The sequence below is a fragment of the Myxococcus sp. NMCA1 genome (assembly GCF_026810205.1).
GTDB classification, from domain to species: Bacteria; Myxococcota; Myxococcia; order Myxococcales; family Myxococcaceae; genus Myxococcus; species Myxococcus xanthus_A.
Window position 1 is genome coordinate 6,619,896 of record NZ_CP113950.1, and the last position, 19,974, is coordinate 6,639,869.

Annotated in this window: 23 protein-coding genes and 1 pseudogene; 14 read left to right on the top strand and 10 right to left on the bottom strand. The window is 69.5% G+C overall.

Annotated features, from left to right (window positions below; all coding sequences use genetic code 11):
- Positions 1 to 25: 25 nt before the first annotated feature.
- Genes OZ403_RS27145 through OZ403_RS27170 form a run of 6 tightly spaced genes read right to left on the bottom strand, consistent with a single transcriptional unit; the run spans position 26 to position 7,598 of the window.
- On the bottom strand, positions 26 to 2,422 hold the full coding sequence (locus OZ403_RS27145) for a hybrid sensor histidine kinase/response regulator (protein ID WP_268782138.1): 2,397 nt from the start codon (positions 2,420 to 2,422) through the stop codon (positions 26 to 28).
- Complete coding sequence (locus tag OZ403_RS27150) at positions 2,419 to 4,236, bottom strand: methyl-accepting chemotaxis protein (protein ID WP_140794278.1); 1,818 nt, start codon at positions 4,234 to 4,236, stop codon at positions 2,419 to 2,421. Before OZ403_RS27150 ends, OZ403_RS27145 begins: the two co-directional genes overlap by 4 nt.
- Positions 4,233 to 6,020: a methyl-accepting chemotaxis protein gene (locus tag OZ403_RS27155; RefSeq protein WP_140794279.1), complete on the bottom strand. Its 1,788-nt coding sequence runs from the start codon at positions 6,018 to 6,020 to the stop codon at positions 4,233 to 4,235. Before OZ403_RS27155 ends, OZ403_RS27150 begins: the two co-directional genes overlap by 4 nt.
- Entirely contained in the window at positions 6,017 to 6,388 is a 372-nt protein-coding gene (locus OZ403_RS27160) for a protein CrdC (RefSeq protein ID WP_140794280.1), read from the bottom strand. Before OZ403_RS27160 ends, OZ403_RS27155 begins: the two co-directional genes overlap by 4 nt.
- A gap of 3 nt (positions 6,389 to 6,391) precedes the next feature.
- Positions 6,392 to 6,826, bottom strand: coding sequence for a chemotaxis protein CheW (locus OZ403_RS27165; protein ID WP_174258901.1), 435 nt, complete (start codon positions 6,824 to 6,826; stop codon positions 6,392 to 6,394).
- A gap of 22 nt (positions 6,827 to 6,848) precedes the next feature.
- Entirely contained in the window at positions 6,849 to 7,598 is a 750-nt protein-coding gene (locus tag OZ403_RS27170; RefSeq protein WP_140794282.1) for an OmpA family protein, read from the bottom strand.
- Between the two features lie 218 nt (positions 7,599 to 7,816).
- Here OZ403_RS27170 and OZ403_RS27175 point away from each other — a divergent pair, with 218 nt between their 5' ends.
- Positions 7,817 to 9,313 carry a sigma-54-dependent transcriptional regulator gene (locus tag OZ403_RS27175; protein WP_268782139.1) on the top strand — a complete coding sequence of 499 codons (1,497 nt, stop codon included), beginning with the start codon at positions 7,817 to 7,819 and terminating at the stop codon, positions 9,311 to 9,313.
- 105 nt (positions 9,314 to 9,418) lie between these two features.
- Positions 9,419 to 9,544 carry a hypothetical protein gene (locus tag OZ403_RS27180; protein WP_268782140.1) on the top strand — a complete coding sequence of 42 codons (126 nt, stop codon included), beginning with the start codon at positions 9,419 to 9,421 and terminating at the stop codon, positions 9,542 to 9,544.
- Positions 9,545 to 9,639: 95 nt separating this feature from the next.
- Here OZ403_RS27180 and OZ403_RS27185 read toward each other — a convergent pair whose 3' ends face one another.
- The 3 genes from OZ403_RS27185 to OZ403_RS27195 all read right to left on the bottom strand — a co-directional run bounded on the left by OZ403_RS27185 (position 9,640) and on the right by OZ403_RS27195 (position 11,627).
- A complete protein-coding gene (locus OZ403_RS27185; protein ID WP_268782141.1) occupies positions 9,640 to 10,482 on the bottom strand; it encodes a pesticin C-terminus-like muramidase in 843 nt (280 codons plus the stop codon).
- Between the two features lie 99 nt (positions 10,483 to 10,581).
- Entirely contained in the window at positions 10,582 to 10,890 is a 309-nt protein-coding gene (locus tag OZ403_RS27190) for an AzlD domain-containing protein (protein ID WP_140876517.1), read from the bottom strand.
- Entirely contained in the window at positions 10,887 to 11,627 is a 741-nt protein-coding gene (locus OZ403_RS27195) for an AzlC family ABC transporter permease (RefSeq protein ID WP_237081451.1), read from the bottom strand. Before OZ403_RS27195 ends, OZ403_RS27190 begins: the two co-directional genes overlap by 4 nt.
- 259 nt (positions 11,628 to 11,886) lie before the next feature.
- On the opposite strand from OZ403_RS27195, the gene OZ403_RS27200 reads away from it, so the two are divergent.
- Positions 11,887 to 13,401, top strand: a complete 1,515-nt coding sequence (locus OZ403_RS27200) for an Hsp70 family protein (RefSeq protein WP_268782142.1) — start codon at positions 11,887 to 11,889, stop codon at positions 13,399 to 13,401.
- Positions 13,402 to 13,459: 58 nt separating this feature from the next.
- The gene (locus OZ403_RS27205) at positions 13,460 to 13,849 is read left to right on the top strand and encodes a DoxX family protein (RefSeq protein ID WP_140876523.1); all 390 of its coding nucleotides are present in this window, start codon (positions 13,460 to 13,462) and stop codon (positions 13,847 to 13,849) included.
- 10 nt (positions 13,850 to 13,859) lie between these two features.
- Here OZ403_RS27205 and OZ403_RS27210 read toward each other — a convergent pair whose 3' ends face one another.
- Positions 13,860 to 14,534, bottom strand: a complete 675-nt coding sequence (locus tag OZ403_RS27210; protein ID WP_090491701.1) for an SOS response-associated peptidase — start codon at positions 14,532 to 14,534, stop codon at positions 13,860 to 13,862.
- Positions 14,535 to 14,630: 96 nt separating this feature from the next.
- Here OZ403_RS27210 and OZ403_RS27215 point away from each other — a divergent pair, with 96 nt between their 5' ends.
- From OZ403_RS27215 to OZ403_RS27260, 10 genes and pseudogenes are all read left to right on the top strand, one after another.
- The gene (locus OZ403_RS27215) at positions 14,631 to 14,813 is read left to right on the top strand and encodes a hypothetical protein (RefSeq protein WP_090491820.1); all 183 of its coding nucleotides are present in this window, start codon (positions 14,631 to 14,633) and stop codon (positions 14,811 to 14,813) included.
- Between the two features lie 52 nt (positions 14,814 to 14,865).
- Positions 14,866 to 15,600, top strand: coding sequence for a hypothetical protein (locus OZ403_RS27220; protein ID WP_237081452.1), 735 nt, complete (start codon positions 14,866 to 14,868; stop codon positions 15,598 to 15,600).
- A gap of 224 nt (positions 15,601 to 15,824) precedes the next feature.
- Entirely contained in the window at positions 15,825 to 16,139 is a 315-nt protein-coding gene (gene tnpA, locus OZ403_RS27225; protein WP_140795586.1) for an IS66 family insertion sequence element accessory protein TnpA, read from the top strand.
- Between the two features lie 58 nt (positions 16,140 to 16,197).
- Positions 16,198 to 16,548: an IS66 family insertion sequence element accessory protein TnpB gene (tnpB, locus tag OZ403_RS27230; RefSeq protein WP_140876525.1), complete on the top strand. Its 351-nt coding sequence runs from the start codon at positions 16,198 to 16,200 to the stop codon at positions 16,546 to 16,548.
- Positions 16,549 to 16,554: 6 nt separating this feature from the next.
- A complete protein-coding gene (locus OZ403_RS27235) occupies positions 16,555 to 16,866 on the top strand; it encodes a hypothetical protein (protein WP_140876527.1) in 312 nt (103 codons plus the stop codon).
- 32 nt (positions 16,867 to 16,898) lie between these two features.
- A complete protein-coding gene (gene tnpA, locus OZ403_RS27240; RefSeq protein WP_140792488.1) occupies positions 16,899 to 17,213 on the top strand; it encodes an IS66 family insertion sequence element accessory protein TnpA in 315 nt (104 codons plus the stop codon).
- Positions 17,214 to 17,217: 4 nt separating this feature from the next.
- Positions 17,218 to 17,583 (top strand): IS66 family insertion sequence element accessory protein TnpB, encoded by a 366-nt coding sequence (gene tnpB / locus OZ403_RS27245; RefSeq protein WP_140787624.1) that lies wholly within the window; start codon positions 17,218 to 17,220, stop codon positions 17,581 to 17,583.
- Between the two features lie 46 nt (positions 17,584 to 17,629).
- Positions 17,630 to 18,862: an IS66 family transposase gene (gene tnpC, locus OZ403_RS27250; protein ID WP_268782143.1), complete on the top strand. Its 1,233-nt coding sequence runs from the start codon at positions 17,630 to 17,632 to the stop codon at positions 18,860 to 18,862.
- A 323-nt stretch (positions 18,863 to 19,185) separates the two neighbouring features.
- Positions 19,186 to 19,473: pseudogene (locus tag OZ403_RS27255) on the top strand (transposase domain-containing protein); the annotation flags it as partial.
- Positions 19,474 to 19,626: 153 nt separating this feature from the next.
- A complete protein-coding gene (locus tag OZ403_RS27260; protein WP_268782144.1) occupies positions 19,627 to 19,785 on the top strand; it encodes an IS66 family transposase zinc-finger binding domain-containing protein in 159 nt (52 codons plus the stop codon).
- Positions 19,786 to 19,974 lie beyond the last annotated feature (189 nt).

Below are 19,974 nucleotides of genomic sequence, written 5' to 3' on the forward strand. Positions count from 1 at the left end.
GGAGTATAGCCAATGCAAGGGTCTGTCAGCCCAGCAGTCGCCGCACCACATCCACCAGGTCCTGGCGCACCAGGTCGCCCTTGGTGATGTAGCCGTCCACCCCTGCCGCCAGCCCCCGCCGCCGGTCCTCCTCCCCCCCACGGGTGGTGAGGATGACCACCGGGAGCCTCGAATGGACGGGGTGCCCCTTCAGGCGCCGGGCCAGCTCCAGGCCGTCCACCCCCGGCATCTCCAGGTCCGTGACAGCCAGGTCCACGGGATGAGAATCCAGGACCTCCAGGGCCTCGGCGCCGTCCGAGGCGATGACGGTGTCGTACCCCACCGCCTCCAGCAGGTTGGCGATGAGCTCCCGGGTGAGGGGCGAGTCGTCCACCACCAGGATGCGGCGCCGCCGGGCCTCGGGGCCGGGCGCTACCGACGGGGGCGGACGTGGCAAGGCATTTCCATGATGGGCACTGGCGGTGAGGAAGGCCGCCGAGAGCACCATGGCCAGGCGCCCATCCGCCAGGGACGTGGCCCCCGTGAGGTGGCCGAAGCGGCCCAGGATGCCCTTCAAGGGGAGGATGGCCTGAACCCGCTCCTCCAGGACGCGGTCCACCACCAGCGCCGCCGCGCCGCTCTGGCTCTTCACCACCAGGGCCAGCTCACCCTCGCGGGCGGGCCGCGGAGGCCCCAGCCCCAACAGTGACGACAGCGGGGCCAGCGGCAGCACCCGGCCTTCCACCAGGAGCGACGGGCGGCCGGCCACCTCGCATTGGTCCGCCGAGTCCACCTTCAGCGCCCGCGAGACATGGGTGGCGCTCAGGGCCAGCGTCTCCGTCCCCACCTGGATGAAGAGCAGCGGGGCCACGGTGAGGGAGACGGGGACGCGCAGCTCGAAGATGGTGCCCCAGCCCGGTGCCGACTCCACCCCGACGTCGCCGCCCAGGGCCTGGATGGAGGTGCGGACCGCGTCCAACCCCACGCCCCGGCCCGACAGGTCGGTGACGACGTCCCGCGAGGTGAAGCCCGGCAGGAAGATGAGCTCGCGGGCCGCGGCGTCCGACAGGGCGTTGGCGGCGCTCTCATCGAACAGCCCCCGGCGCACGGCCACCTTGCGGAGCTGGACGGGGTCCACGCCCATGCCGTCGTCCTCGACACGGAGGATGATGCGGCTGCCCTCTCGAGCGGCACGCAGCGTGAGACAGCCACGCGGCTTCTTGTCCGCAGTGACGCGGTCCACCCGCGTCTCCAGTCCGTGGTCCAGGGCGTTGCGGACCAGGTGCATCAACGGCTCGCGAAGCGCCTCCACGACGGCGCGGTCGGCGCGAGTGTCCTCCCCGTCGACGACCAGCTCCACCTCCTTGCCCAGCACGCGGGACAGGTCGCGCACCATGCGGGGGTAGGGCTCGAAGAGGACGGAGAGCGGCAGCATGCGCAGCGTCTGCACCTCCTCCACCAGCATGCCCAGGTCGCGCAGCTCCGCGTTGGAGAGCAGCTTCGACTCGCGGTGGAGCACCGCGGCCATCTCCTTGGCCGAGCCCAACCGTGCCGCCAACGCGGCGCCCGCGGGCCCCAGGTCTTCCGCCTCGCGGGCAAGCTGGCTCAGCTCGCGGGCCAGGGCCAGGCGCCGGGCGTTGGCCAACTCCCGGCGACGCGCCACCTGCGTGAGGTTGGTGACGGCACTGGTGAGCAGGTCCAGGCTCTCCACGCCGATGCGCACCGCGGTGTCCGGACGAGGCTCGGGCTGCCGGGGCGCCGAGATGCCGTTGGAACCCTGCACCGTCGGAGCCGAGGAGGTCGCCCGGGCTCCCACGCCAGAGGACGCCGCGGTACCGGAGGCCGGCGGAGAGACGCGGCTCGGCATCGCGCTCCGGCCGGCTGAAGGCACGTGAGGCCGGCTTCCCTCCGCGACGGGGACCGTCAACAGCCGCCCCGGAGAAGCCCCCGGGCTCGCCCGCACGGTGGCGGGTGGGCCACCTTGGGCCCCCACCCTGCCGACAGCCTCCGGACTCGGGGGGGCTCCTTCTGCGGGCGCGAGACTTCCGGGCGGCAGCCGCACAGACTCGGAGCGGACGCACTCCTGCAACCACGCGACGAGCCGCTCCACCGCGGGCGGCGGCTCATCAGCGGCCTGCGTCCCGGAGAACACGAGCACGGCGTCCGCCGTGGTCAGCAACGCATCCGTGGACGCGGGTGAGAGCGCGTAGCGAAGGGGCTCGGTGCAGCGGACCAACTCCTCCATCTCGTGCACCAGCACGTTGACGTCATCGAAGCCCATCATCCGGGCTTCACCCTTCAAGCCGTGCAGCTCTCGCAGCACGCCCCGCCCCGCCTCCGCGCTGGCGCCGGACTCCAGCTCCATCAAGGACCGGGTGATGCGCTCCAGGCGCACCGTCACCAGGTCCCGGAACTGCCTGAGCAGGCGCTCGCTCGGGGTCACCCGCCCTCCTCCCCCAGCGGCTCCTGGCCAATCTGGAAGCGCTCCACCACGCCCTGCAGGTCCCTGGCGAGCACGAGCAGGTCCGTGTTCGCGGTGGTCACCTGCTTGGTGGCGTTGAGGCTCTGCTGGGTGATGCGGAGGATGTCCGCCATCGTGTCGGCGAGCTGGTCGGTGCCCTGCTGCTGCTGCTGCGTGGCCAGGGAGATGCTGCGCACCGCGTAGGACGTCTGCCCGGCCAGGTCGACAATCTGCCGCAGCGACTCGGACACCTGCTGCGCCAGCGTGGTGCCCGTCTCCACCGCGCGCACGCCGCCCTCGGTGGCGGACACGGCCGCGGCGGAGGCCTCGCGCACCTCCTCGATGAGGCCTTCAATCTCCTTCGTGGACTCCAGCACGTTCTCCGCCAGGCGCCGCATCTCAGCCGCCACCAGGGAGAAACCCCGGCCCACCTCACTGGCCTTGGTGCCCTCCAGTTCGGCGTTGAGCGCCAGCAACTCCGACTTGTCGGCGACGCCGTTGATGAACTCGACGATCTTGCCAATCTGCTGCACACGCTTGTTGAGCCGCACCACGGCGGAGGAGATGGCGCCGTTGTCCTGGCGCATGCGCGCCATGGAGCCCAGGAAGGCCTCCGCGCTCCCCTGCCCCTGCTGCGCCGCGCCCAGCGTGCGCTGGGCAATCTCCGCCACCGAGCCCGCGTTCTCGGCGATCTGCCGCGCCGAACGTGCCAGCTCCTCCGTGGTGGCGCTCGTCTCGTCCAGCGAGCTGGCCTGCTCCGTCGCGCCCGCTTCGTAGCGTCCCGACGTGGTGAGAATCTCCTCCGTGGTCGCCGAAATCTGCGCGCCCGCGCGCTGCAACTGCGACATCACGTCCGCCAGATGCACGCGCATGGTGGTGAACGCCGCGGAGACGTCCCAGACCTCGTCCTCCGCGGGCACCACGCGCGGGCTGGCCAGGTCCCCCTCGGCGATGCGCTTCGCCTCGCGCGACAGCTCCCGGAGGGGCCGCCCCAGCATGGTGCCGCCCAGGTAGGCGGCCGTCAGCGCCAGCGCGAAGACGAGCAGCACCAGCCCTCCGCCCTGCGTCAGCGCCTCGACTCGAAGCTCCTGCGCCAACATCAGCTGACGGCTGACGTCCCGCTCCGCCATGAGCCGGGTGAAGATGTGGTTGCTCAGCGCCGACGCGAGCTGCGCGGACAGCACCGCGGGCGTCACCACCGCCACGAAGGCGAAGGCCGCCAGCCGCGCACGCAGCTCCGCGCGCCGGGGCATGGCCTCGATGAGCTGCGCGTGCGTCATGCCCAGCTCCGCCAGCCACAGCACCACCTTGCGCGAACGAAGCACGACGAGGCAGTACACGAGCAGCGCGGTCAGCGGCCCGAAGAGCAGGCCCAGCGCGGCGATGCGAGCGGCCACCGCCAACTCCACGCCCACGCCCAGCCACATGCACACGCCCAGCGCCAGCGTGGTGACCAGCCACAGACCCAGCGAGCCCAGGAAGGCCTCGTCCGGCGCGCGCGTCACCTCCGCCACCGCCGACGCCAGCGTCTGCGGCGTGGTGGGCACATCCCCACGCTCCAGCCCGCGCAGGGTGCGCTGCCGGCCCAGGGACACAGCGGCCCCCGATACCAGCGCCGTCGCGCAGAGCGCGCCGCCCAGGATACCCATCACGCCCATCCGGTCCGCCAGCGGCTCGGCGAAGGTGAGCGAGGCGAAGCGCAGGCTGAGCGCCGCGCCCACCAGGTTGGCCAGCGGGACGGGCGCCATGAGGTGCCGGCTGAACGAGGCCCGCCTGGGGCCCTTCTGCGCGCTCACGCGTCACCTCCCGGCCCGACGTGGAAGCGCTCCACCGCGTCTTTCAAATCACGCGCCAGGGTGGACAGGTCGGCGTTGGCCGCCGCCATCTGCTTGGTGGCCGCGAAGTTCTGCTCGGTGACGCGAAGGATGTCGCCCATGGCGGCCGCCAGCTGGTCCGTTCCCGTCTGCTGCTGCTGCGTGGCCAGGGAGATGCTGCGCACCGCGTGGGACGTCTGCCGGGCCAGTTCCAGGATGAGGCTCAGGCTTTCGTCCACCTGCGCGGCCAGCACCGTGCCCGCGTCCGTCGTCTTCAGCCCCGCCTCGGTGGCCATGACCGCGGCGTGCGTCGCATCGCGAATCTCCGCGATGAGCTGCTCAATCGCCTTCGTGGAACGAATGACGTTCTCCGCCAGGCGCCGCATCTCCGCGGCCACCAATGAGAAGCCCCGGCCCACCTCGCCCGCCTTGGTGCCTTCCAACTCGGCGTTGAGCGCCAGCAGGTCGGACTTGTCGGCAATCTCGTTGATGAACTCCACCACCTTGCCAATCTGCTGCACGCGCTTGTTGAGCCGAACCACCGCGTCCGCGATGGCCTGGTTGTCCTCCTTCATGCGCTGCATCGCGCCCAGGAAGGCGGCGGCGCCTCGCTGTCCCGTCTGCGCGGCGGCGAAGGTCGTCTCGGCGATGGCGGACACCGACTCCGCGTTGCCGGCAATCTGCTGCGCCGAGCGTGCCAGCTCCTCCGTGGTGGCGCTCGTCACGTTGAGCGACGCGGACTGCTCATCCGCGCCGGACTCCTGCTCACCGGACGTGGCCACCAGTTGCTCGGTGGTGGTGGAAATCTGGAGGCCCGCGCGCCGCAGCTGCGCCAGCGCCTGCCCCAGCTGCGTCTGCATCTGCGCGAAGGCGGCGGAGGTGGCCCACACCTCGTCCTCCGCGGCGATGATGCGCGGCGGGCGGAAGTCGCCCTGGGCGATACGCGTGGCGTCCTCGGTGATGGAGCGCAGCGGCTCGGCGATGACGGCGCCGCCCACATAGGCCGTCATCATCACCAGCACCGCGACCAATCCGGCCACCGCGAGCCCGCTCGTCTCACTGGCCCGCCCCGCCACGTCGCGCTGTACGTGGGCTGGCGCGCCCACCATCGCCTCCACCGCGTCCATCGCCCGCGTCACCGACGCGTCGAGGATGAAGAAGGACGGGCTGAGCACGGCGATGGCGGTGAAGAGCACCATCCGCCGGCGGATGTGCAGGCGGCGCGGCGGCGCCGTGGCCACCACTTCCAGCGGGGACAGGCCCTGGGCCGCCACCAACTCCACCGCCTTGCGGGCGCGGCGAGCCACCATCAGGTAGACGAACAGCGCGCTCAGCGGCCCCAGGAACAGGCCCATCAGCGCGAGCCGCATCCCCAGCATCCACGTCCCACCCACCAGCGGGACGAAGATGAGCGCCACGCCCAGCGAGGCCAACAGCCAGCACTGAAGGACGAAGGCGAAGCTCCGCTCCGGGAAGGAGCGCGCTTCCAGCAGCGCCTTGAGCAGGGCCTCGTGCGTGGATGGCAGCCGGCCTTCGCCCAGCCCGTACAGCACCCGCAGCGCGCGCCGTCCATGGACGCCGGTGAACCAGAGCGCCAGCGACAGCGCCACGCCCACCAGCAGCAGGAAGGGCCCCCAGGTGCCCTCGGGCACCGTGTCGGTGAGCTGGCAGTGCAGCAGCACCAGCACCGTGCCCATGGAACTGCCAAACAACGCGGGACGCGCGGTCCACCGCGCCAGGCCCCTCATGCCTCCGGGCACCGTCATGCACCCTCCCCTGGATGCCCGCGCAGGAAGCGCTCGAAGTCCGCCAGGCCCACGAGGGGCCACAGCTCTCCTCGCGCCATCACGAAGCCCTGGAGGCTGCCCCCCGACGCGCGCACCGTCACCGGCGGCGCGGGCAGCACCCGGTGCGGCTCCGCGTCGATTTCCAGCGCGTCCACGCCCACTGCCCCGCCCGAGGCGGACACCAGCACGCGGGCGGAACCCTCCGTCTCATGGAAGGCCCGGCGCGCGGAGGCCGCCGCGTGCCCGGAGGGCGACGCGATGGAGGCCACCTCGTGCGCATGGAAGGCGAGCCGGTGGGGACCGGCATGGCACAGGAGCATTCCCCGGACGTGGCCCGGCGGCTCCATGACTCAGGTCCCCTGACTGAGGTGGTCGAAGAGCCCTTCCGGGTCGATGACGGCCACGTCCCGGGGGCCGCTCTTGGCGGGGCCGCGCAGGTGGACGTGGACGCCCGTGGGGCCCAGGGGCTCCAGCGTGCCCGTCACCGGGGAGACGCCGGCCACCGTACTGGCCGTGAGGGCCAGGGTCCCACGCGACAGGCGCACCAGCACCGCCCTTCGGGAACCCTGACTGACGCCGCCCACCAGCAGGCCCATGTCCACGACGGGGATGACTTCTCCCCGGTGTGCGAACACGCCCAGCAGGTGGGCTGGAGCGCCGGGCACCCGCGTGAGCTCGGGGAAGGTCACGACCTCCGCCGCGCTCTCCGCGGGTACCGCATACCAGCTACTGCCACAGGCGAAGACGAGATAGGACTGACGCGCTTCCGGCTCTTGGACGGCCATCACACGCGCAGCCTACCTCAGACTAGCGCTGGAACTCGACGCGGCGGTTCTCGGACCACGCGTCTTCGGACGAAGCGGAGTTCACCGGGCGGGTCTCACCATAACCCACCGTGCCCAGCCGGCTGGCCGGCACGCCCAGGTCCGTCAGGTAGCGCTTGACGGACGCCGCGCGGCGGTTGGAGAGCTGGAGGTTGTACTCCTCGGTGCCGCGCTCGTCGGCGTGGCCCGCCAGGGTGACGCGGCCCGGAGCGCTCTTCAGGCACTGGGCCAGGTCGGACAGACGCTGCTGCGCGTCCGCGGACAGGCCAGACTCATTGAAGCCGAACGGCACGGGGCTCCAGTCGCAGCGGTCCGCGGAGGCCGTCACGCACTGGCCGGCCTGGCACTCCTGGCCCTCGCCGCAGTCAGAGCTGGACGCGCAGGTGTTCTCGGGAACCTGGCAACGGCCGGACTCGCACTTGCCGCCGCCGGGGCACTGGGTGTCCTGCTGGCACTGGGCCTCGGCGCACTTGCCGGCCTCGCAGATGCGGCCGCTGCCACAGGCGCTGTCCGTGGTGCACTCAGGCGGCTTGGGGGCGCACTTGTTCGCCTGGCAGGTGAAACCCTCCTGGCAGTTGGCGTCGGTGGCGCACTCCTGGCACTGGCCCTGGACGCAAACTTCGCCCTTCTCCGCGCAGTGCTCGTCCTCGTTGCACTTCGGATAGGAAGGGGTGCAGCCGCCCATGATGGCGACGGCGAGGGAGAGCCCCGCCAAAAGGGAAATCTGACGCATTATTTCCTCCAGAATTCTGTAGTCGAAAACGCGCCCGCGCCCGCGGGGTGTAGTCGGTGGCGTGTAGTCTCACTGGCGGGGGTGAGTCAAAACATTTGTCCCTCTCTAGACACCTCCCCGGCCGCCGAAACCCTTGAATCTCCAAATATTTTCCGTGAGATTGTCACGATTGACCCGCGTGTGGCGCGCCCCGTGGCGCGCCTCGGGGAAAGCCCGTCATGCCCGCCTCTGTCCTCATCGTCGATGACGAGAAGAACATCCTCCTCACCCTGAGCCAGTCGCTCCAACTGGCGGGGTATCAGACGCACCTGGCCAACAGCGGGCAAGTAGCCCTGGATGTCGTCAGCGCCCGTCCCGTGGACGCGGTGCTGATGGATGTGAAGATGCCGGACATGGACGGCCTCACAGCCCTGGCGAAGCTGACCGAGCTGAAGCCGGAGCTGCCCGTCATCATGATGTCCGGGCACGGCACCATCGACACGGCGGTGAAGGCGACCCAGCTGGGAGCCAGGGATTTCCTGGAAAAGCCAATCGCCCGGGAACGACTGCTGGTGGCGCTGCGCAACGTGCTCAAGCACCAGGCCGCCATGGCGGAGCTCCAGGAGCTGCGGGCACAGCTGGGCCGATACGACATGGTCGGCGGCGGACCGGCCATGCAGCGCATCTTCTCGCTCATCCAGCGCACGGCGCCGTCCGAGGGCCGGGTGCTGATTACGGGTGAGAACGGCACGGGCAAGGAGCTCATCGCGCGGGCGCTGCACCAGCATTCGAAGCGCAAGGGGCAGCCCTTCGTGAAGCTCAACTGCGCCGCGGTGCCGCACGAGCTCATCGAAAGCGAGCTGTTCGGCCACGAGAAGGGCGCCTTCACCGGCGCGGTGAGCGTGCGGCGGGGCAAGTTCGAGCTGGCCCACGAGGGCACGCTCTTCCTGGACGAGATTGGCGACATGCCGCCGGCGATGCAGGCCAAGCTGCTGCGCGTGTTGCAGGAAGGCGAACTGGAGCGCGTGGGCGGCGCGGAGACACACAAGGTGGACGTGCGCGTCGTCGCGGCGACGAACAAGAACCTGGAGGCGGAGATTGCCGCCGGGCGCTTCCGCGAGGACCTCTACTACCGCATCAACGTGGTGCAGATTCATTCGCCCCCGCTGCGTGAGCGGCGCGAAGATTTGCCGGACCTCATCAAGACGTTCCTCGACGAGGCCTGCGCCAAGAATGGACGCCGGCCGCTGACGCTGTCTCCCGACGCGCTGGCGGTGATGAGCGCCTACGACTATCCCGGCAACGTGCGCGAGCTGCGCAACCTGGTGGAGCGGTTGGCCATCCTGTGTGAGGGCCCCGTCGTCACCCGGACGGATGCGCTGGAGCTGTTGCCCCGGGGCCGGAACGTGCCGCCGCCCTCACCGGTGGAGACACCCGCGAGCCCCCTGCCCCCTCCTTCTCCCGAGACAGCCGTGGCCCTGGCGTCCAGCGTGCCCACGCCCGCCATCGCCACCCCGGTGACGACCGAGCCTCCCGCGCCCGTGGGGTTCCGTCCTCGCGCGGACCGGACGTTCCGCGAGCAGGTAGAGGACGCGGAGCGAGAAATCATCCAGTACGTGCTTGCCCATACACACGACAACGTGACGGAAGCCGCGCGGTTGCTCGACCTGGAACGTGGTCATTTTTACAAAAAAATGAAGGCCTTGGGCTTGCGCCGCGGCCAGAGCGAATCCTGACTGTCTGACAATTATTATCCCAGGCCACTGACTCCCCCTTATCCCCAGACATCCTGGGTGAGGATTGCGCCTCACCCAGGACTGGCCATGGGTCAGGGAGGGTGTATGTCCTGGAAGACGACGTGGAAGCTGGGCTGTCCGGCTGTCCTGCGTCTGGGAATCATGGGCTGCGAGCCCGCGCTCGGCAACACCAACACCGGCACGCCCCTGGCGTACATTGAAGTGAAGTAACGCCCCACAGTCGAAGCAGCGCCCCTTCGGACGCAAAGAAGGCCCGGAGCCTCGGCGTCTCCGCCGCGCGCCGGGCCTTCTCCAACGCAGCGGGCTCAGCTCAGGGTCGCGATGCCCTCGCCCAGCAGATCCGCCTCGCGGCCACGGCGCGACGGATAGCGGTCACCGAAGTCCTCCAGATTGCCCTTCGCGTCGTCCCACCGCTGCTCCGTCACCTGCGCGAAGAAGTTGGGCGTGGCCGTCTTCAGCGAGCCGTACTGGAAGCCCACGGAGGCAATCACCGTCTGCATCTCCCGCGGCAGCTCCGCGAACTTCGGCCGGCTGCCACCGTCCGCGGCGTTCAGGCGCTCAACCTCGGTGTTGTACTCATTGACCACGTTGTCCAGCGCCTCGCCCTTCACGGCCCGGTCCAGCTCCTTGACCTCTTCCGCCGTCAGGTTCAGCGGGTTCTCAGCAAGGAAGTCCGCGGCGTCCTGGCCCTGCTTGCCCAGGTAGGGCTCCAGCTTCGTCTTCAGCGCGTCCGACAGCCCGAGCCGGTCCAGGTCGTTCATGTCCCGGGCGCCCAGGTCCACGCCCGTGCCCACCGTGACACCGCTCTTGCTCCCCGTGGCGTCCGGGACATAGCCATCCTGTACCGCCCGGCCCTCCTGCTCGGCGATGAAGTCCCAGTCGACGTCCGGCTCCGTCGCGGCGGCAACTCCGCCCTCCGCAGCCACGGCCTGGGCCTCGACCGCCGGTTGCGACTGCTTCGCCGCGTGGGCGGGCCGCGAGTCCCAGCCGTCCTTCACCGAATAGCCCTTGGCCTGGTTCTGCTCGGGCTGCCGCGCGTCCTCGCGCCGGTTCGTCTCATTCCGGAGGCCACGGGCGGAGTCCCCTCCCGACACCCGCGATTCCCGCTGGGAGCTTCTCGACGACGAAGAGCGATCGATTCCAGTCATGGCAAGTCCTCACTGAGTCCGGGAAGATTCGACTAACAGTATGGAACCTGCCACCTACATCACCCTCCATCAAGCCGCGGTGCGTGATTTAACCAGAATTCAACCTACGCCCGACATTCGCAACAAAGCTGTAACACCCGCCGCCCCCACCACCACCACGACGAAGGGCAGCTTCCGCCACGCCAGCACGGCGCCAGCGAGCACCCCCGCCGGACGTGCCCAGCCCGAGAAGCCCCCGTTCGACGTCAGCGTGGCCGTGGCCACCAGCGCGGTGAGCAGCGCAATCGCGGAGAGAGACAGCAGGCCCTGGACCCGCGCGGACACCTGCATGCGCTGGCTCAGCAGCGGGCCCGCGAGCCGGAAGGCATAGGTGCCCGCCGCCAGAACCAGGATGGGGAGCAGCGTCATCGCAGCACCAGCCCGAGCGCCAGCAGCGAGAGCAACACAGGCCCCCCCGTGGGAAGAATCGGCGTGGTGGCGAGCGCGATGAGCGCCGCGCCCCCCGCCACCCAGCGCGCCCGGGCAGCCGCCGCGCGGGCTTCATCGGCGCGTGCTGTCGCGACCTCCCCCTCCGCGGTACCGGGCTCGGCGTTCGGAGGCTTGGCGGGGGCGGTCAGCGACGGCAGCAGCAGCGCCAGCAACCCGGCGGGAAACGCGGCATCAAGCCCCATCGCCTCCGGGCTGCCCAGCGCCGTTCCCGCCAAGGCGCCGACGAGGACGCCCACGTTCCAGGCCACGAACAGCGCCCCACCGCACAGCCAGTACGCCGCCTTCCGGCGCTCCGGCGTGGGCTGCGCGAGCGCGAACGCCACGGACTCGTCCACCATCAAATGCGTGCCAATCAGCCGCACGAGCCAGTGCCTTCCAAGCACGTCCGAAATCACCAGGCCGAACGGCAGGTGCCTCGCGTTGAGCAGCAGCCCCGCGATGACCGCGGCCACGGGACTGCCACCTCCCGCCACCACGCCCACGGCCATGAACTGCGAACCGCCCGCGAAGACGAGCACGGACATGGCCGCCGCGACCCACACCGACAATCCCGACGCCACCGAGATGGCTCCGAACGAAGCCCCGATGACGCTAGAGGCGGCGGCAATCGCCGCGACATCCCGAACCAGACTTCGATCCACATGCCCCATGGCCATGGCGCGCATCCATGAAACGAAGGCTCGGGCCGGTCAACGACGAACACCGGCGCGGACCTCGAGGCCCCTGCTTTCGGGCCGGCAAGCCCCCGCGTACGCGCTGCGCCCACCCAACGGCACATTTCTACTGCCCGTCGCCTCCCACCGCCGCCGCGGAGTGAAGCGAAGAGCAACCGGGCTTCACGTGCCCCACCCACGCTGTACTCGAGACATTTTCAGGGGCTGAACGTGCCCACGGGACATGGGAGAGTCAGCGGTGATGAGTACGGGCTCCATCCTTGGCATCGACTTCGGGACCACCAACACCGCCGCGGCCTTCTTCGACAAGGCCGGCAAGCTTCGTGTAGTTCCGGTGACGGACAAGAGCGTCACGCTGCCTTCCGTCGTCTGGTTCCACGCGGCGGACAAGGCCCTCGTTGGCCACGCCGCGCGCCGGCAAATCATTGATGACCCGCGCCACACCGTCTTCGGCGCCAAGCGATTCCTGGGCCGCCGCTTCCAGTCCGAGTACGTCACCCAGCACAAGGACAAGTACGCCTTCGAGCTCGTCGAGGCCGAGGACGGCTACACGGCCGTGACGATGTACGGGAAGCAGACGTCGCTGACGGACGTGGCGCACCTCATCATCAAGCAGATTCTCACGTTGGCGAACCACGCCGCCGGCACGCCCTTCCGCGAGTGCGTGCTCACCGTGCCCGCGCACGCCAGCAGCCGCCAGCGCGCGGCGGTGCGCCATGCCGCGGAGCAGGCCGGCCTCCAGGTGCGCGCCATCATCAACGAGCCCACCGCCGCCGCGCTCTACTACGCCAACCTGCGCAACCCCGAGCAGACGGTGATGGTGTTCGACCTGGGCGGCGGCACCTTCGACGCCACCTTGCTCGCGGTGCAGAACAAGGTGGTGAAGGTGCTGGCCACCGGCGGTGATGCCTTCCTGGGCGGCGCCAACTTCGACGAGCGCATCGTGGAGATGCTGGTGGACGACTTCCAGCAGAAGCACGGCATCGACCTGCGCGGGAACAAGGTGGTGATGCAGCGGCTCGTCTTCGCCGCTGAGTCCGCGAAGATGGCGCTGAGCCAGCGCGACGCCACGGTGCTCCGCGTGCCGTGCATCGCCCAGAAGGACGGCGGCTTCATCGACTTCGACTACACGCTCACCCGCAAGCGCCTGGAGGAGATGGCCTTCCAGCTCATCGAGCGCACCGCCTCCGCCTGCGACGACGTGCTGGAGCGCGCGAAGCTGAAGGCAGACCAGATTGACGAGCTGGTCCTCGTCGGCGGCCAGACGCGCATGCCCGCCATCCGCCAGCGCTTCTCCCACTTCAAGCGCATGTCCTCCGACAAGGAGGTCAACCCGGAGCTCGGCGTCGCGGTGGGCGCGGCCATCCTCGGCCGGAACCTGGCGCGCGGCATCACCGGCCTGGCGGACGTGGTGCCCATGCCCATCAGCATCATGGTCCCCGGCGGCGCGCAGCACGAGGTCATCCCCGCCAACACCCCCGTGCCCGCGACGAAGTCCGTGACGATGGAGCTGCCGATGATTCCCGGGCCGCTCTCCATCGCCCTCTTCGAGGCGCTGGACACCACCACCGTAGACCGCGAGTTGCTGGGCACCGTCCGCGTCGAGTTGGACTGGCGCACCACCTATAAGGGCCCCACCACGCTGGAGCTCCGCATGGGCCAGGACTTCGTCCTCAGCGCCGCGCTCGTCTCCCCTCAGGGCGCCCGGCATCCGCTGGCCATCAGCGACATGCGCGCGCCCAAGCGCTCCGCGTAACGCTGCGTGACGTACGTCGCCGTGCGAGGATGCGCGGGCAACCTGGGAGGTACACAGCATGGTGGGTAAGTCCGCGGTGGGTTTGACGTTGATCCGCGTGGTGTTCGGTCTCTCGTTGGCGCTGGGGCACGGCCTGCCCAAGCTCACCGGCGACATGAGCAAGTTCGCGGCGGGCGTGGCGCAGCTCGGCTTCCCGTTTCCGACGTTCTTCGCCTGGTGCGCGACGATGGCGGAATTCCTGGGCGGGCTGCTGGTGGCCGTGGGCCTCTTCACGCGCCCGGCGGCGGCGATGGCGGGCTTCACCATGGCAGTGGCCCTCTACCGGCACCGCGCGGACCCCTTCGGCCGCATGGAAATGGCGCTGCTCTACCTCGCCGTCATGGCCGGAATCGCGCTCATCGGCGCGGGACCGTGGAGCCTCGACGCGAAGGTCCGCCGTCGCGCCTGAGCCACGCGAATCAGGCGGCCACGCGTTCCACACACTCCGGGGTGTCGTTGGCGGGGGAGTTCACCACGCGCGACACCTCGTATGCGTCCAGCGACTCCTCGGCGCAGGGCACCAGCAGCGGGAGCAGCACCGAGGACTCCTGCGGCTCTGGACGCAGCCACACCTCCTGGGCCTCCGGCTCGAGGATGACGGGCATCCGGTCATGGATGGGCGCCATCAGCGCGTTGGGCCCGATGGTGATGATGGTGCAGGTGTTGAGCACCTCGCCCGTGTCGGGCGCGGTCCACTCTTCCCACAGCCCCGCGAGCGTCAGGAGCTGCCCGTCCTTGCGGTGGAAGTAGTACGGCGTCTTCGGCTTCGTGGACTGCTTCCACTCGTACCAGCCATCCACCACGACGAGGCAACGGCGCCGCTTGAGTGCGGAGCGGAAGCTGGGCTTCTCCGCCACTGTCTCGCCCCGTGCGTTGATGAGCTTGTTGCCAATCGCGGGGTCCTTCGCCCACGACGGGACGAGCCCCCAGCGGAAGGCATCCAGCATCCGCGCGCCATCGTTGGTCACCACGGGCATCAACTGCGTGGGACAGAGATTGAAGCGCGGCCGTTCAACGGCGGTACGGATGCCCGCGAGGCCCAGCCCGGTGACAATCTGCTCAGGAGAGGTTCGAACGGTGACACGGCCACACATGGGCAGGAAGTATCGCCCTGGCTGGCCGAATGCCCAAGAAGACGCCTTGCCAGTGCAGCCAAACAGGCGGGGGGCCGCCGCGGTAGCATGGACGGCATGAGCGACGGCCCCAAGAAGAACCCGAAGGTGTTTGGCGTTCCGGTGAAGATCGACCCGTACACGTCGGTCCGGCCTGAGCACCCCACCGGCGAGTTCGGCATGCCGAGCGCGAAGAAGAAGGATGACAAGCCCTTCGACCCCTTCGCCGTCGTCATCGAGTCACCAAAAGGCGGCGGCTGAGCAGCGGAATCCGGAGCCTGCCGCCTGTCTGCTGGACTACAACGGGCGGGCCATGAACCGGACTACTCTGCTTTCTCTCTGTGTCGCCGCCTCGCTCGTCGCCTGCACCGAGCGAACCTCGAGCCCCGCCGCCGGAGTCGACTCCGGTGTCACCGCCGCGCCTGTCGCTCCTGCCACACCGGGCAAGGGACAGACACCCGCCCCGAGCACGGAGCCCCAGGGTGCGGGCAGCCCGGATGCCGCGGCACCGGGCTCGGCAACAGCCGAAGCGGCAAACGCCGATTCAGGCGTCGGCGAGTACACGGGGGCGCCGGCCGCGGAGAAGGGCACCTGCTCAGCGGCGAGCTTGCCTCCGCGCGTGGCACCAGCCTCTCCGGCGTTGCCAGCGCCCGTGGAGTCGATGCGCCAGCGCATCATCGCCGCGGCGGTGGCCTGTGATTACACGGCGCTCAACACGCTGGCGGACGAGAACGGCAAAGCCGTGCGGTTCACCTTCGGCGACGACACTGACGCGGGCGAGTACTGGCGCGCAGCGGAGAAGCTGGGCAACCCGGAGCTGGCCCGTATCGTCAAGGTCCTGAACCTGCCCTACGCGAAGCAGGACAATCTCTACTTCTGGCCGGCCGTCCACGTCACCGGCGCGACGTCCGACAAGGATTGGGGCGCGCTCAAGGGCATCTACTCGGATGGGGAAATCGAGGGGATGAAGGACCAGGGCAGCTACCTCGGCCTGCGCGTGGGCATTACCCCCGAAGGCGACTGGCAAATTGCCGTCGCGGGGGACTGATTTAGAAATTTACGGGCAGCCTTCGCAAACATCATCTGTACTCATCCGGTGGACGAAGTACCGGACCGGCTGAAACCAACGGAGGACGTGTGCGTATTCCGGCGAAGGTGAGCACCCAGTCCAGATCAAGCCGAGCAACCGATCCGGCCATGGCGGTAAGCGTCCGGCCAACGACGTGCTGAGGGGCGTTGAGTGGGGAGTCGCCGCCATGGACCCTGGCGCATATGTCGAAGCCGGTGGAGAAGCACGAGTGGTTCCGGGTCGCCGAAGCATTTGAGGCGAGCGGGCTGACGCAGAAGGAGTTCTCCGCGCAGCGAGGAGTGCGGCTGAGCACGCTTCAGTCGTGGGTGTACCGGCGTCGGCGTCAGCAGGCCGAGAAGGGCGAGGCGATGCGCTTGCTGCCTGTGGAAGTCGCGACGACGCCCCCGGCAACGGAGTCGATGTTGGAGGTGGTGGTGGCCAGCGGAGCGCGCCTGCGATTCTCCTTGGGCACCGACGTGGACTACGTGGCCCACCTCGTCGCGGCGCTGGGGCGGTGAGGCGGTGTTCGCGCTGCCTGCGTCGGTGCGCGTAGTGTTGGCCACGGAGCCGGTGGACATGCGCAAGTCCATCGATGGCCTCATGGCGCTGGTGCGCACAGCCTGGGGCGAGGACGTCTACTCGGGGCACCTCTTCGCCTTCGTGTCGCGGAGAGGAGACCGCATCAAGGTACTGACGTGGAGCCGGGGCGGCTTCATGCTGCTGCACAAACGGCTGGAGACGGGGCGCTTCCGGCTGCCGCCGGTGGACGCGGGCGCGCAGGTGGTGCACCTGGACGCCACGCAGTTGGCGATGCTGCTGGACGGCATCGACGTGGCCCAGGTGAGGCCCAGCCCGCCTGGACGCCCCCCGGGCGGACTGGCACGTGACGGCTCCAGCCCGGGACGCGGCTCAGCGGCGGCGTGTTGAGGCCGGGTGCCGCGAGAGCTTCCTCAAGACCACTTCTGCCCCTGGCGCGAGGAGGCGGAGGAACTCAAGGCCGAGGTGAGCCGCATTGGCGGGGAGGTGGACGCGCTCAAGGGGCAGCTGGCAGCCCTGCAGCGTCACGTCTTCAGCAGACGGGCGGAGAAACTGCCGACGGTGGCCGCCGAGCTGCGAGGGGACGCGGATTCGACGGCGGCTCGGGCCGAGGCCGCGAAGCAGAAGCGCCGGGAGAGGGCCACTCGGAAAGCCGAGGAGGCGCCCGCGCGGTATCCGTCCGGCCAAGGACGTGCTGAGAGGCGTTGAGTGAGGAGTCGGCGCCGAGGACCCTGGCGGGAATGTCAAAGCCGGTGGAGAAGCAGGAGTGGTTCCGGGTCGCTGAAGCCTTCGAGGCGAGCGGACTGACGCAGAAGGAGTTTTCCCAGCATCGAGGCGTGCGGTTGAGCACGTTGCAGTCGTGGGTGTACCGGCGTCGACGACAGCAAGGCGAGAATGGCAAAGCGGTTCGCCTTCTGCCGGTGGAGGTGGCGACGACGCCAGCGGCGACGGAGTCGATGCTGGAGGTGGTAACGACGAGCGGAGCGCGGGTTCGCTTCGCGGTCGGCACCGACGTGGAGTACGTGGCCCGGCTCGTCGGCGCGCTGGGGCGGTGAGACGGTGTTTGCCCTTCCAGCCTCGGTGCGCGTGGTGCTGGCGACAGAGCCGGTGGACATGCGTAAGTCGATTGACGGCCTGATGGCACTGGTGCGCAGCGCATGGGGCGAGGACGTCTACTCGGGGCACCTCTTCGCCTTCGTCTCGCGCAGGGGCGACAGAGTCAAGGTGCTGACGTGGAGTCGAGGCGGCTTCGTGCTGCTGTACAAGCGGCTGGAGACGGGCCGCTTCCGCCTACCACCGGTGGACGCGGGCGCGCAGGTGGTGCACCTGGACGCCACGCAGTTGGCGATGCTGCTGGACGGCATTGACGTGGCGCAGGTGAGGCGCCAGCCTGCCTGGACGCCTCCCGGGCGCACGGGCACCTGACGCGCCGGGCCCGGGACGCAGCGTGGCGGAGGCATGTTGAAGCTGGGTGCCTCGAGAGCTCCCTCAAGACCACTTCTGCCCCTGGCGCGAGGAGGCGGAGGAACTCAAGGCCGAGGTGAGCCGTATCGGCGGGGAGGTGGACGCACTCAAGGGGCAGTTGGCGGCCCTGCAGCGTCACGTCTTCGGCCGCAGGGCGGAGAAGTTGCCGACAGTGGCTGCCGAGCTGCGAGGGGACGCGGACTCGACGGCGGCCCGGGCCGAGGCCGCGAAGCAGAAGCGCCGGGAGAGAGCCTCCCGGAAGGCGGAGGAGGCACCCGCACGGGAGATTCGCCACGCGGTGCCAACCGAGGAGCGCCGCTGCCCTGCGTGTGGCGGCGAGGACATGAAGCCACTGGGCAAGGGCCGCGCTTCGGTGCTGTACGAGTACGTGCCGGCGCGCTTCGAGAAGCAAGTGCACGTGCAGGAAGTGCTGGCGTGCGCGTGCGGCCGGGGCGTCGTCACCGCCCCGCCTCCGGCCAGAGTAGTGGACAGGGGCGAGTACGGCCCGGGCTTCATCGCGCATGTGGTGACGTCGAAGTGTGCCGACGCCATGCCGCTGCACCGGCTGGCCCAACGTGTTGAGCGCAGTGGCGTCCCCATGAGTCGCAGCACGCTGACGGACCTCTTCCACCAAGCCGCCTCGGTGCTGCTGCCGCTGTCGCAGCACCTGCTGCAATGCATTGCAGCCGCGGACGTGGTGTGGGCGGACGAGACGCCTCTGCGCGTGCTGGACGTGAAGAAGACGCGGCTGGGTTACCTCTGGACTTTCCTCACCCAGAACGAAGCCGGTGAGTGGCTCATTGGTTACCGCTTCAGCATGGGCCGGGCGAGCAGGACGCCCACGGAAGTCCTGGGAGGTACCTCGGGTGCGCTCGTGGTGGACGCATACACCGGCTACAACGCGGTGACGCTGCCCCAGGGCCGGGTGCGCGCCGGCTGCTGGGCGCATTGCCGCCGCCGATTCTTCGACGCGCTGGCCACCGCGCCCGAAGCGCGCCATGCCATGGACCTCATCCTCGAACTCTACCGAGTGGAGGCCCAGGCGAGAGGCGCGGACGTGGTGCGCACCGCCGCCCACCGCGCTCTGCGCCAATTGCACAGCGCCCCCGTCCTCGCGCGACTGCACGTCTGGCTTGAAGAACAGACGCCGCGGCACCCACCCAAGAGTCCGCTGGGCCAGGCTATTTCCTACGCCCTCAAGCAGTGGGCGGCCCTCACTGTTGCCGCGCACGCTTTTTGATGGTTCCACGGCGTTCCACGGACCGGCTCGTTGATGGGCACCTCCAGCAAGCACGCGAAACCACTGGAGTCCATCACGAGCGCGCGCGGCCGGGTGTCACCGCCGATGATGGCCTCTTCTTGAGGCGATTCCCTTTGGGGAATCGACGGTTGCAGCTTGAGCCGGAGCACGAGGCGGCTCAAGGCTGCCCGGAGGGCACCGCCGCCAGGCGGCCGTAGGGCCTTGAACCGACTCGGGATTCCGGCGTCCATCATCCAGCCGGCTCACCCGTCCATCAACAAACGTGCTCGGCAACACTCACGCGCTTCGTCGAGAATGAGCGCCTACCCCTGGACAACAACCGCGCGGAGGCGGCGCTGAGAAAGGCCGCCCTGGGGAGGAAGAATTTTCTCTTCGTCGGCCACGAGGCCGCGGGGGAGAACCTGGCCGGTCTCTACGCGCTGGTGGCCACCTGTGAGGCCAACCAAGTCAATCCCGAGGCATACCTCGCGGACGTCCTGCTGCGCGTTCAGACGCACCCCAACTCCCGCATCGACGAACTGCTGCCCCACGAGTGGAAGCGACGGCGTATCGCCGACCCGCCCAACTCACCTCTCCAGCTCTGCATCTGAACAGGTCGCTCGTCGCGGCGCCCGCCGAACACGCTCCTCGTCCGCCTGCAACCTCTCGCGCCACATCACTGGCCGGACGGTTACCCCGCGCGGGAGATTCGCCACGCGGACCCCTCCGAGGAGCGCCAGTGCCCGGCGTGCGGCGGCGATGAATTGAAGCCGCTGGGCCAGGGACGCACCTCGTTGGTGTACGAGTACGTGCCGGCGCGCTTCGAGAGGCAGGTGCACGTGCAGGAAGTGCTGGCGTGCGCGTGCGGCCGGGGCGTCGTCACGGCTCCGCCTCCGGCGAGGGTGGTGGACAGGGGCGAGTAGGTCAAGTCCCGAATCGTGAGCTGCTGCCTCACGAGTGGAAGCGGAGACGCGCCGCCGACCCGCCCGATTCCCCCCCCCTCCAGCCCAGCCTCTGAACAGCTCGCTCCTTGCGGCGCTCGCCGACCACGGTCCTCGTCCATCTGCAACCGCTCGCGCCACGTCACTGACCGGACGGTTACGCCCCCCCCA